Origin of the sequence: Lactiplantibacillus sp. C232 (assembly GCF_023806725.1) — a bacterium.
In the GTDB taxonomy this organism is placed as follows: domain Bacteria; phylum Bacillota; class Bacilli; order Lactobacillales; family Lactobacillaceae; genus Lactiplantibacillus; species Lactiplantibacillus plantarum.
The window spans coordinates 280,756-292,666 of sequence record NZ_JAMSKZ010000002.1 but is presented as its reverse complement, the minus strand read 5'-3'; the positions used below and the strand labels follow the sequence as shown (position 1 = coordinate 292,666).

The following is an 11,911-nucleotide window of genomic DNA, read 5'->3' as shown; positions in this document are numbered from 1 at the left end:
TCGGTAGGGCAAGCATTACCTACCATCCAAATTAACGCGTGCTGCCAGTCTTAAAAATAAGCTACCTACCGTTCATCGTTCCAGTTAACTCGCCCAGCGATGGCTGCTATCAAGTGGCTCTTTGTCAGGCAAGACGCAAAAGGCGCCCAGAATTAAATTTCTGGGCGCCTTTTGCAGCTAATTACCATGGCGGTTAGTAATTAGTTTTTTATCGAACTACTTTGCTGCAGCTAAGTGCTTTTCGTACGCAGCTTTGATTTCATTAACTAAATCTTCATCTTTCAAGTCAGTTGTTTCGCGAATGACTTGTTCGATTGGTTCATCCTTCAATAATTGTTGTAACTTAACACTTTCACTATCATTAGGATAGTTGAAGAAGAACATTTCACCAACTGTATCAACTAAGGCGCTGTAATCGCGACCACGTTCCTTCAATTCCCGAATTGGGCGAATGAAACGTTCGTTGAAACCTAATTTCCGAATTGGTGTCCGGCCGACCCGTTCAATATCATCAGAGATATATGGGTTTTCAAACCGACTCAAAATCTTCTTTTGATAAGCATGGTGTACTTCAGGATCAAAGCCCCACTTTTGAATCAACAAGTCGCCGGTTTCACCTAAAACGTGCTTAGCTTGGTCAACAACACTGTCATCCTTGACCGCTTCGCCAATCGTCTTGTAGCCCTTCATGTTACCAGTATAGGCTACGGTGGCATGACCAGTATTAACGGAGAAGAGTTTCCGTTCAATGTATGGTTCCAAGTCGTCAGCATAATCAACACCCTTTAATTGAATCTTAGGGTTTTTCATCTGGGACTTGTCGATAACCCATTCCTTGAATGGTTCAACTGAAACGAACAATGGATCATCATGCTTTTGAAGCGGTACGATCCGGTCAACAGCGGCATTAGGGAAGCCCGCATTTTGGTCAGCCCAAGCTTGTTCGTCTTCATTTAATGATTCATAAACGGATTTCTTTAATGACTGACTCCCGCCAATCATGTTTTCACAAGCAATGATATCAATTGGTGTCGTATTGTTGTTAGCTTGCCGTAACTTTAACCCGTCAGCAATTAATGGCGCGATGAACTTCAAGATCTTAGGTCCAATCGCAGTCGTAACCATATCGGCTTGGGCAATTTCTTCAGCAACCGCCTTAGGATCCTTACCGTTGTTAATACCCTTAACATCGTGAACTTCAATATGTTTTTGACCTTCTGCAGCCAATTCAATGGTATAACCATTCCGTTTGTTTAATTCGTCAATCAAAGTATCATTAACATCAACGAAAGTAATCTTAAACCCGTTGTCAGCCAAGGTTTCGCCAATGAAGCCCCGACCAATATTCCCTGCGCCAAAATGTACGTCTAACATGCTAATCAACTTCCTTTAATAGATTTATGATTTCATCTTCAGATTGAGCGTCCGCTAACTTAGCAACGTTGGCAACGTCGCTGCAGTATATGGCAATCTGAGACAAGAGGTTCAAGTGTTCACCGTTCAACCCAGCGATCCCGAAGATAACCGTTACAGTCTTATCATCATCGTTATCATCTGGATTACCCCAGCTCACACCCATTGGTACTTGGACCACGGAAATCCCGGTCTTTTTAATATACTTCATGCCATCTTCAGTACCATGGGGGATGGCAATGAAATTACCCATATATACGGAGACATCCTGATTACGAGCCTGCATTGCATCAATGTATTCTGGTTCGACACAACCGCCATCGACCAATAGTTGACCGGCTAAGCGGATGCCTTCTTCTTGCGTAGCCACTTGCTGGTTCAACGCAATCATTTTCTTATCTAAAGCTTCCATTGTTTTCACCTACGCTATTTCGTTAGTTCGTTCAAAAATGCTTTACTAATTAATTGATAAAGTTGCTGGCGATCGCCAGTCATAAACGTCTGCGTATTGGCCTGACTTTCAATGACTAGTGCGCTTAACTTACCCATCAACCGATTTTCAAAATCGCTGATATTGGCGGGCCCGAGCATTAGGACGATTCGCTGCAACCGAATCGATTGGTTGTCCATACTCTTAAATGGTAATGGCTGGTCAAGTTCGAAAATCGCACAATATGGTGCGGTGACTTCCTGACTTAACGTATGCACCAACGCCAAGTTCGTATTGGGAATACCGACCGGCGCCAGTCCTAAGCGGTGTAACAACCGGCCCGCAACTTCTAGCGGATCATGAATCAAGTTCGAATCAATATGCCGCGTGATCTTAACTAGCATCTCGGCCACCGTCTCATCATCGTTGCGAATCGGCGTGATAGTGAAACGGTCTAAGATCTGTTTAGCAATCGTCATCTGTTGGTAAACGGTGTCAAAATCCAAGTTGATTTTCGTCGGCTCATCAACCGGTGAATCGATCACTTTGGTGCTTGGAAAATACTGATGAATATATTCCCGTAAGGCAGTGACTTCGTTTTCTAGTAACAGTGGGCTGACAACGCGGTAATTCAACTTAAATCCCGGTAACGTTGTCGTGGATAAAATCATGTCAAAGTCTTGTAAATTAACTTGGCCTAAATTACCAATCCGCGCAACCTCGATAGCCGTGATTTCAGGTACTAACCGCATCAGTCGCGTTTTCAAAATTCGCGCCGTCGTCATCCCATTCGGGCACAGGACCAAAACCTTGAGTGCTTGGTGACTCAACTGTTGCTCATACGTACTAGCAAAGTGAATCAACAAGTACGTCAACTCATCAGTTGTAAAATCCTGGTCTTTAAAAATCGTTGCGAAGCCGCGCACCACCGCCGAATACAGCTTAGGATACTGTTCACGGACCTCTTGTAACTCAGCGGTTGGCGGCACGGGACCATTAACACCGTTACGTTGTAGGGCAATTTGCATATGCGCCGTCAAGTTATTCAACAAGCGGTCATCCGTCCCAAACGACCAGTTAAAGTTAGTCGCAACCGCGTCAATAAACTTTTTGACCCGATACGTTAGTTGCAAATCATAATTCGATAGCGACGCGTCTTGATCGATTCGAAACGTCAAGCCCTTAATTTGCTGGGCGAGAAAATCAATTTCAGCTCCCGTCACCACCGTCTTAATCTCAGCGGGTAGTTGGGTCATAATTGCCAGAGCAATCCGTTGATATTTCAAGAAATCATCCCGATTGATCCCGCGCAAATACGTGACCCGACGTTCATGCTGTAACCGCATTACTCCCGTCGTCAACGTGATGATCAACTGTTGTAGCTGACCATCCGGCACCGAAGAAAAGTACTTTTTCTTCAAACTTCGCACTGCTTGATAACAGATAATCAACGTTTGGGCGTCCAGTAAGTTCAAAAAATACGATTGCTCATCACTTGCTGATATTGCTAAGCCTTGGTTCAACTTCCCGATTGTTTTAAAAAACTCGTAGTCGTTGATTTCATTATTCAAAATGGTGGCAAACAGATTGCGAATACTACCCTCAGTCCCAGCCACCTGAATCCCCCGGGACTTCAACCGTTCAATTGATAAGTCGTAGTCAGCGAATGGTGTTGCTAATGCCGTCAAATCGTTTGAAATCGTTGCAACGCTCACATCAAAGTCAAGCGCAAGTTCTTTTAATTTTACGGAATGGCCCGTCATCAGTAACCGACAAGCTAGGGCGTTTTGCCGCGTTTGTGAGTCAAACGCCGGTGCAATCTTCCGCTCTGCTGTCAATTGGCTTTGAAACTTGGCCAGGGCCGTCTGCGATCCACTTAGTTGAAAGTGATGCTTCTCATTAACAATTTTCAAATCAGCATTGGCTAATACCAATTCCAAATTACTGAACTCGCGATAAATTGTTCGGCGACTACTATTGAGACCGGTTTCAATCTGACTCATTGAAAGGCCGGCGGGATTCGCTAGTAGCAGCTGTAGCAACTCATCTTGACGTTGTGTAAACTTAACCATGATGCCACCTCATACGATAATGGTAATAATATCATTTTATTTCAATTCTGATACCATCTTATCATATTTAGGTGAACTCAATAGATCGTCAGTAATTAATACTTGGACCTGCGTGTAACGGGTCTTTAAGTTTTTAGCTGCTTCTGCACTTGAAACAACTAATAAACTATTATTATCAGCCAATTCGTCAATTCCTAAGTTCTTAACACTCACATGCTTGTTGGCTTTCTTGACCCGATCCTTCATCAAGGACGTTGCCATTGTGGCTGTTCCTAAATGACCATCGTGGTGAACAAAGACAATTTCATCAACAACACTCAAATCTAAGTTAGCTGGTAGGTCGTCGGGTGCAGCCGTCGTTGCTTGTGGTGCTGCGGATGCAGGTGCAGCATCGCTAACTTGATCACGAGCCTTTAAGTTAACCACAACTTGGTCATACTTTGGACTACTCAAGAAGTTGTCAACGGCTAACCGTAAGGCGTGTGGTGCTTTTTGAGCCGCCCGATCAGCTAATTCGTTTTGCGTAATCACTAATAAACCAGGTTCGTCTTTCAAATTGCTAATCGCCGTGTTGGTGACGGACATGCTAATGCCAGCCTTCTTGACTTTATCCCGTAATAAGGAAGCCCCCATTGCGGATGATCCCATTCCGGCATCACAGGCAAAAATAATATGGTCAACATCTTTGTATGAAGCAATCACATCAGCTGGTTCAGCGTCAGTCGCACTAGCAGCTTCAGCATTGCCACTCTTCATGTCGCTCATTTTACCTTGAGCAGCGGCTAAGTCATCATCACCGGTCGACTTGTCACGTTTCAAGACAATTGCGGCAACGATAAATGATGCTAAGGTTGCTAACGTTACCCCGATAATTAAACCAATGTAGTTAGAAATACTCTTTGGTGACATTAATAGTAATGAAATAATGGAACCAGGTGAAGGTGTTGAACGTAAACCAACGTTTAGTAAACTGAATGTGGCTGTCCCAGTAACCCCACCAGCGATAACAGCTAGGAACAATGCTGGCTTCATTAATACGTATGGGAAATAAATTTCATGAATCCCACCAAGAAAATGAATAATAATCGCACTGGGTGCAGAAGCCTTAGCAGTCCCTTTACCAAACAAGGCAAAGGCTAATAAGACCCCAAGACCTGGACCTGGATCTGGTTCTAGCAAGAACAGAATTGACTTACCCGCACTAGATGCAGCCTGAATCCCAAGCGGTGTTAAGATACCTTGGTTAATCGCATTGTTTAAGAATAAAATCTTGGCTGGTTCAATGAAGACGTTGGCTAATGGCAATAGCTTCATCTTAATGATCCAGTCAACACCGGCAGCCATAGCAGCACTTGCACCAGCAACCAATGGGCCGATTGCAAAGTAACCCAGGATTGCTAGTAACATCCCGATAATCCCAGCGGAGAAGTTGTTAACCAACATTTCAAACCCGCTCTTAATCTTATCGGAAATGGCGTCATCCCACTTCTTAATGCACCAACCGCCTAAAGGCCCCATAATCATGGCACCGATAAACATTGGGATTGAAGAACCAACGATGACCCCCATAGTGGCAATCGCACCAACGACCCCACCACGATGACCGGCAAACAAAGTCCCACCAGTAAACGCTATCAATAATGGCAATAAATAATGGACCATTGGTTGAATCATCTTAGCTAATCCAGCATTAGGCCACCAACCACCAGCCATAAAGATGGCGGTAATTAAGCCCCAAGCAATGAAGGCGCCGATGTTCGGCATAACCATATTACTTAGTGCACTCCCAAATTTTTGAACGCGTGCCTTAACGCCCAGTTTCTTTTTCGCAACAGGAGCGCTTTGGGTTGCATTCGTATTTACATTTTCACTCATTAGGTAAAGCTCCTTCCTTTTTCTTAACAACTTAATCATATCCATCGTGGTAAGCGGTTTCAAGAACTTCTAGTTAGACCCGTGGCACAGGAAACTGTGCCACAATTAAACTCACTAATTCACAAAGTTAAAATTTGGCACAGTATCGATAAACACTTTTATATCGGCAATACCAGCAGACTAATTAAACTTGTTTCGTCAGCTATGATTTCATTTTCACAATTAAATTCAACATTTTATGCAGAAAACACCTGGCAATTCTCTCATCATTTTATTATTTAAATGATTACGAATACGATTTAACGTTGAAATCCCCTCGCAAGCTCCTATACTTATAATTAACTAAGGAGTGACCTATGTAATGAAAAAAGATACTGATTGTACCGAAATATTGGTTGGGAAAGCTGCTAGCATGGATGGTTCGACCATCGTTGCCCGCAACGAAGATGGCTACGGCCCAATTAATCCGATTAAGTTTATTGTGCACGAAGCCCACGACCAAACTAACGCCAGCTACACTTCCGTAACTACCGGCGTCACCGTTCCGCTGCCTGACCATGCCTACCGCTACACCGCAACCCCCCAAGCCGATCAAAGCGATGGGCAGTACGAGGAAGCTGGGATCAACGAATTAAATGTCGGGATGAGCGCAACTGAAACCACTGCCACCAATGCCCGCGTACTCGGTTATGATCCGCTCGTCCATGATGGCGTAGATGAAGAAGCCATGGTCACCCTCGTTTTACCCTACATTAAAAGTGCTAAGGAAGGTGTCCAACGCTTAGGTGCCCTAATTGAAAAATACGGAACTGGTGAAAGCAACAGTATCGCCTTTAACGATCACGACGATATCTGGTTGTTCGAAACCGCTGGTGGTCACCATTGGGGGGCAGTTCGGATGCCCGAAGACACCTACGCAATTGTTCCCAACCAAACCGTGGTGCAAGAGATGGATCTCAACGATACCGACAATTTCCTAGGTGCCAGTGATTTAGTGGACTTCGTTGAAAAGTATCACCTCAACCCAACACCCGGTCACTTTAATTTCCGTGAAATCTTTGGTACCCAAAGTGAGGCGGATGCTTATTACAACACTCCGCGAACATGGTATGGTCAAAAACTATTTAATCCCGAAATCGAACAGAATCCCACTGATCAAAACATGCCGCTATTCCGACAACCAAGCAAAAAATTGGCTATTGAAGACGTTCAGTTCTTCTTATCTTCACACTATAACGGGACGCCTTACGATCCATTTGGCACTTTCGCTTCTGGTAACGCCCGTGAACAAACACGTTACCGGTCTATCGCGATGGATCGCAATCAGTGCTCATCTATTCTGCAAATCCGGAATGACGTGCCTGCTAAGCAAGCCGCCATTCAATGGATCGCACTAGGTTTCTTCGCTTACGCCCCATACGTGCCCTTCTTTACCAACATCAATGACACGCCGATTGATTATCGCAATACAACTAGCACGGTCAGCGTTGATAACGTCTACTGGTTATCAAAAACGCTCTCCGTCTTGATTGAACCACACTGGCATGAATTTGCTGAAACGGTCAATGCCTATCGCGACGGGTGCCAATCATATGCCCGTGGCCGGGTTGCCGCAACCGACGCAGCCATTGCCGGCAATCCGACCGATTTCTTGACCAAAGCCAATAGCGAAACCGCCGCCGAAATTTCCAACCGGACCCATGCGTTGTTTGATACTTTGGTTAAGCAAGGGCTGTTGTTATCGAAAACGACTTGGGAAAAAGGACAAAATCTATGAATAAGCCAAAAATGATTCAACTGCTAACTATCCTAGTAGTCGAATCATTTTTTACTTTACATGAGTACTTATTAAAAAGCCGTGCTTCACAACGCAATCGTTATGAAGCACGGCTTTCAGTTCATTTTTAACTTAATTAAAATTAATACTTCTTGCTTAACTTGCTAGCAGCCGCTTCGTCAATGATAACGGTAACGTCTGGATGGTTTTGCAAGATACTTGCTGGTAATTCAGGGGTATCTGGGCCTTCAATCATACCCTTGACCGCATCAGCCTTGTTTTCGCCGAATGCTTCGAGCAATAAGTGCTTGCTCTTCATGATGGAAGCTAAGCCCATTGAGAAGGCTTGCTTAGGAACATCATTTTCGCTGGCGAAGAACCGCGCGTTAGCTTCAATCGTTGATTCAGTTAAATCAACCACGTGCGTCGTAATATCGCGAGGAGTACCTGGTTCGTTAAAACCAATGTGACCATTACGGCCAATCCCTAAGATTTGTAAGTCAATTGGGTGTTCGTCAATCACTTTGTCGTAACGCTTAACTTCAGCTTCTGGATCTGAAGCTAAACCGTTTGGCAAGAATGATTCCTTAAATGGCTTGTCATTGAATAAATGAGTTTGCATGAAGTATTTATAACTTTGGTCGTTGTCTGGTGCAATCCCAACGTATTCATCCAAGTTAACGGATGTGCAGTCACTGAAATCTAAGTCACTATTAACGATTTCTTTGTAAGTTGTAACGGGTGTCGAACCAGTTGCCAACCCAAATACTTTCGCACCATTGTCTAAAGCATTCTTAAATACTTTGAAACCTTCTTTTCCGCCGGCAGCTTGATCCTTTACTACGATAACTTTCATAATTAACTGACTCCCTCTTTGTTTGGTATAGTCCAATTGTATATTGGTCTAGACTAAAATTCAAGAGGTTTGTCTGAAATATTTCACTTTTATTTTTTGCAATCGTTATCATTGTTAAACTGTCAAGCCAAACTCCTTTAATAAATTAATTGTATTTTTCGATAATTTTGCCTATACTTAACATGTTCGTAACTCCGTGGAACGTGAGAAATTCCACGACTAGCCAAGGCTGCAAAGTCATTGGCTATTTTTTTGCGCTCATACCTCTACGCCAACCATTTATTTGTTCACATTTCAATCAAACTATCCAATATTTACATTGCAATTGGTAACGGCTAAAATTAGCTTTGTATGGAAGATATATATTACATAAAGGGAGGTGTTAACCGCGAATCATGTCAAGCAATACCGGTTAATGGCCGGCTTCTCACAAAAAGAACTCGCCAGCAAGACTGGCATCACCCGTCAAACCCTGAGTTTGATTGAAAAGGGCACCTATAACCCATCACTGAAACTATGCCTCAACCTCTGTCACGTACTCAACCAAACACTCGATACTGTCTTTTGGGTCGAACCCAGTTAGGAGATCCCTGCCATGAAAAAGATTCGTGACGAACGTTTAATTTTACAAAATTTCAAGAACATCCGTACCACGTTGTTAATTGAAAATAGTGCTATCTTACTGATTTTATTTTGGCAAGGCTGGCAAAAAAACAATCTTCAGAAAGCCTTTACGTACGACAATCCGTTGTATATTGTCCTGATGATTGCCGTTTTTACCATGATCATTTTGTCTGTTAATGTCAGCACCCCAATAGAAGACAAACCCAAACGGTCATGGCGCTACCTTGGCCTGTGGGCACTCATTGAACTAATCGGTTTCACCGCCCTATTCTACTTCCTGATTGCGATAAATCAGCCGTTCATTAGTCTGATCGCTGGTATCGCCCTGACCACCGTCACTAGCGGTATCATGCTGTATAGCAACCACCTGCGCGATCGTGATTAACATCAGATATCACCTAGACGGTACCATTCTAATCACATTTGCGGTAAACTATTCCCAGAAATTCAACGGACACGAGGTTTTTGCTATGGAACCAACTTTTAACAAAATGACTGCGACCGGCTACCATGCCATCGAACAGGAAATTGAAGACTTAAAGCAACAACGGCCCGAGCGAATCAGAATTCTGGCTGCGGCTGCGGCACTAGGTGACCGTTCTGAGAATGCCGAATATAGTAGTGCCAAACGGGACTTAGGTCGCTTAGAAAGCCGCCTGCGTTATCTCAACAAGCAGTTGCAATACGCCCAAATCGTTCAACCAGCTGACAACAATCAACTCGATATCGGTAAATTCGTGACCATCGAATTTCTGGATGATCATGACCAAATCACCTATCAATTAGTTGGAAAACAGGAAGCCAATCTCGAACAACAAAAAATCTCATTCACATCTCCCATCGGTCAAGCGCTCGCTAATCATACTGTTGACGATGTGGTCACTGTGAACGCACCGAACGGGGCTTATCAAGTTAAGGTAATCGCGGTTAAGCGCGCGTAATAAAATAGTTATGCCAATCGATCGGAAGCTTATCTTTATTTTTTTGAATCAAAAATACACTTTCTGAAGCGTATACGTGCTAAAATAAAGGCAGTAAAAAAGCCGGTACGTTAATACCGACTTGAATCAAGGCCCGCTCTAAGAGCAGTTGGCTTTAAATTTAGATAATCAAAGAACAGTCACCCAATACCGGCCAAAGTTTTGGGGTGGCTATTTTTTGTTTCTGGAGTTCCATACCTGATACATCGCTAGTGCGATGCTCAAAATGATTTGCAAGAAAGCAAACCGAACAGGTAGAGTGACCACGGCTGAAAACCTTTCCTAGTGTGGGAAACGTATTTGTCATACTACCACGACCTTTCAAGATGAAAACAGCCAATCGCTACTGCACCATGTATTGCGATTACGCTGATATCACAAACCAATCATCAACAAGCAGTTGCCCATAAAAAGATAGCGACGAGTTATCATCACAACGTCGCTATCTTTTTATATCATTCAAATTAAAATTCTTGGTACACTGCTGGATCTTGATTATTCAAGCGACCATCCACTTGGCTCAAACCATTAATTGTTGCCATATCAGCTGCACTGATTTCAAAATCAAACACGTCCATATTACCTGCTTGACGGCTCGGCGTTGACGACTTTGGAATCGGCAAGGTCCCTAACTGTAGTTCCCACCGTAAAATCAACTGACCAACATTTTTATGGTAGTGCACTGCAATCTCTTTGAGCGTCTCATTTTGAAGCATCTCACTGGCCCGGCCAAGGGGACTCCAATCTTGCGTCAAAATACCGTGTGCTTGATCATAATCCCGTTGTGCCTGCTGGTTAAAGTACGGATGTAATTCGACCTGATTAATGACGGGTAAAACACCCGTTTCTTTGTTTAATCGTTCTAAATGTTCTGGTAAGAAATTTGAGACCCCAATCGAACGAATCAAGCCTAACTTCTGGGCATCAATCAGTGCCTGCCAAGCTTCAACATAATGATCTTCCTTAGGGTTAGGCCAATGAATTAGATATAAATCATAATAATCCAGGCCAGCTCGATATAATGATTCTTGAATCGTATTGATAGCTTCCGTGTAGGTGTGGTGGCGACCAGGAAGTTTTGATGAAATCAAGAGTTCCGAACGCGGTACTGACGAACGCCGAACCGCTTCACCAACAGCACCTTCATTTTCATAGTTAAAGGCCGTATCTAATAATCGGTAGCCGCGATCAATCGCTGAGTCGATCACTTGCACACCATGAGCACCATTCAGTTTATATGTTCCAAAGCCAATTTTAGGTACTGTTAAACCATCACGTAACGTATAAGTTTCCAACTTAAGCCACTTCTTTCTTTTAAATTAAACGATCATTGTTAAATTGATCGTTAATCTTCTGAACGATCAGCCAAGGCATCACGAATCGCTGCTTCAAATGTTGCCGGCCGTGTCGTTGGGGCATAGCGTTCGAGCACACGGCCATCACGACCAATCAGGAATTTTGTGAAATTCCACTTGATTCGACCATGTCCCGCCGCCTGTTTGAGGTAAGTAAATAACGGATCAGCGTCATCACCATTAACCATCACCCGTTTGGTCATGGGAAACGTTACCCCGTAGTGCCGTTGACAATAGTCATGGGTCTCATCGTCATCCGCCTTTTCTTGATGAAATTGATTGGATGGCAATCCCAAGACCACTAGGCCCTCCTGCTGATACTTCTGATAAAGTTCTTCTAATCCTTTAAACTGTGGCGCCAGGCCACAGTTGCTAGCCGTATTCACGATTAGCAAGACCTGACCGCGATATTGTGACAAGTCAAGTGGCGCACCACTCATCTCAGTTTCTGTAAAATCATACACTGATTCTGCCATCGAGATCCCTCCTAAGAATATTAACCAAATACATTGCTTTATCCATAGTAAAC

General features: G+C 43.6%; 11 protein-coding genes. 4 read left to right on the top strand and 7 right to left on the bottom strand.

Features of this window, described 5'->3' with window-relative positions:
• Positions 1–216 precede the first annotated feature (216 nt).
• The 4 genes from MZO41_RS03650 to MZO41_RS03635 are packed head-to-tail and all read right to left on the bottom strand — an operon-like array spanning position 217 to position 5,790.
• Positions 217–1,374 carry a mannitol-1-phosphate 5-dehydrogenase gene (locus tag MZO41_RS03650; protein ID WP_011100927.1) on the bottom strand — a complete coding sequence of 386 codons (1,158 nt, stop codon included), beginning with the start codon at positions 1,372–1,374 and terminating at the stop codon, positions 217–219.
• Position 1,375: 1 nt separating this feature from the next.
• The gene (locus MZO41_RS03645; protein ID WP_003641824.1) at positions 1,376–1,825 is read right to left on the bottom strand and encodes a PTS mannitol transporter subunit IIA; all 450 of its coding nucleotides are present in this window, start codon (positions 1,823–1,825) and stop codon (positions 1,376–1,378) included.
• Between the two features lie 14 nt (positions 1,826–1,839).
• On the bottom strand, positions 1,840–3,915 hold the full coding sequence (locus tag MZO41_RS03640; protein ID WP_003641823.1) for a BglG family transcription antiterminator: 2,076 nt from the start codon (positions 3,913–3,915) through the stop codon (positions 1,840–1,842).
• Positions 3,916–3,951: 36 nt separating this feature from the next.
• Positions 3,952–5,790 (bottom strand): PTS mannitol transporter subunit IIBC, encoded by a 1,839-nt coding sequence (locus MZO41_RS03635; protein ID WP_013355133.1) that lies wholly within the window; start codon positions 5,788–5,790, stop codon positions 3,952–3,954.
• A 361-nt stretch (positions 5,791–6,151) separates the two neighbouring features.
• Between MZO41_RS03635 and MZO41_RS03630 the strand changes: the two genes are divergently transcribed.
• Positions 6,152–7,567 (top strand): C69 family dipeptidase, encoded by a 1,416-nt coding sequence (locus tag MZO41_RS03630; protein WP_003641821.1) that lies wholly within the window; start codon positions 6,152–6,154, stop codon positions 7,565–7,567.
• Between the two features lie 142 nt (positions 7,568–7,709).
• On the opposite strand, the gene MZO41_RS03625 is transcribed toward MZO41_RS03630, so the two are convergent.
• Positions 7,710–8,423 carry a glucosamine-6-phosphate deaminase gene (locus MZO41_RS03625; protein ID WP_003641817.1) on the bottom strand — a complete coding sequence of 238 codons (714 nt, stop codon included), beginning with the start codon at positions 8,421–8,423 and terminating at the stop codon, positions 7,710–7,712.
• 379 nt (positions 8,424–8,802) lie between these two features.
• Here MZO41_RS03625 and MZO41_RS03620 point away from each other — a divergent pair, with 379 nt between their 5' ends.
• From MZO41_RS03620 to greA, 3 genes are all read left to right on the top strand, one after another.
• Positions 8,803–9,006: a helix-turn-helix transcriptional regulator gene (locus MZO41_RS03620; protein WP_013355132.1), complete on the top strand. Its 204-nt coding sequence runs from the start codon at positions 8,803–8,805 to the stop codon at positions 9,004–9,006.
• 12 nt (positions 9,007–9,018) lie between these two features.
• On the top strand, positions 9,019–9,432 hold the full coding sequence (locus tag MZO41_RS03615) for a hypothetical protein (protein ID WP_003641815.1): 414 nt from the start codon (positions 9,019–9,021) through the stop codon (positions 9,430–9,432).
• 85 nt (positions 9,433–9,517) lie between these two features.
• Complete coding sequence (gene greA, locus MZO41_RS03610) at positions 9,518–9,988, top strand: transcription elongation factor GreA (protein ID WP_013355131.1); 471 nt, start codon at positions 9,518–9,520, stop codon at positions 9,986–9,988.
• Positions 9,989–10,491: 503 nt separating this feature from the next.
• Here greA and MZO41_RS03605 read toward each other — a convergent pair.
• Together MZO41_RS03605 and MZO41_RS03600 are read right to left on the bottom strand one after the other, a co-directional pair.
• Positions 10,492–11,322: an aldo/keto reductase gene (locus tag MZO41_RS03605; RefSeq protein WP_003646372.1), complete on the bottom strand. Its 831-nt coding sequence runs from the start codon at positions 11,320–11,322 to the stop codon at positions 10,492–10,494.
• 50 nt (positions 11,323–11,372) lie between these two features.
• The gene (locus tag MZO41_RS03600) at positions 11,373–11,858 is read right to left on the bottom strand and encodes a glutathione peroxidase (protein ID WP_003646371.1); all 486 of its coding nucleotides are present in this window, start codon (positions 11,856–11,858) and stop codon (positions 11,373–11,375) included.
• Positions 11,859–11,911 lie beyond the last annotated feature (53 nt).

Coding starts and splice junctions, on each gene's coding strand:
- MZO41_RS03630 (WP_003641821.1), top strand. CDS start 6,152: ATGAAAAAAGATACTGATTGTACCGAAATATTGGTTGGGAAAGCTGCT.
- MZO41_RS03635 (WP_013355133.1), bottom strand. CDS start 5,790: ATGAGTGAAAATGTAAATACGAATGCAACCCAAAGCGCTCCTGTTGCG.
- MZO41_RS03615 (WP_003641815.1), top strand. CDS start 9,019: ATGAAAAAGATTCGTGACGAACGTTTAATTTTACAAAATTTCAAGAAC.
- greA (WP_013355131.1), top strand. CDS start 9,518: ATGGAACCAACTTTTAACAAAATGACTGCGACCGGCTACCATGCCATC.
- MZO41_RS03625 (WP_003641817.1), bottom strand. CDS start 8,423: ATGAAAGTTATCGTAGTAAAGGATCAAGCTGCCGGCGGAAAAGAAGGT.
- MZO41_RS03600 (WP_003646371.1), bottom strand. CDS start 11,858: ATGGCAGAATCAGTGTATGATTTTACAGAAACTGAGATGAGTGGTGCG.
- MZO41_RS03640 (WP_003641823.1), bottom strand. CDS start 3,915: ATGGTTAAGTTTACACAACGTCAAGATGAGTTGCTACAGCTGCTACTA.
- MZO41_RS03645 (WP_003641824.1), bottom strand. CDS start 1,825: ATGGAAGCTTTAGATAAGAAAATGATTGCGTTGAACCAGCAAGTGGCT.
- MZO41_RS03650 (WP_011100927.1), bottom strand. CDS start 1,374: ATGTTAGACGTACATTTTGGCGCAGGGAATATTGGTCGGGGCTTCATT.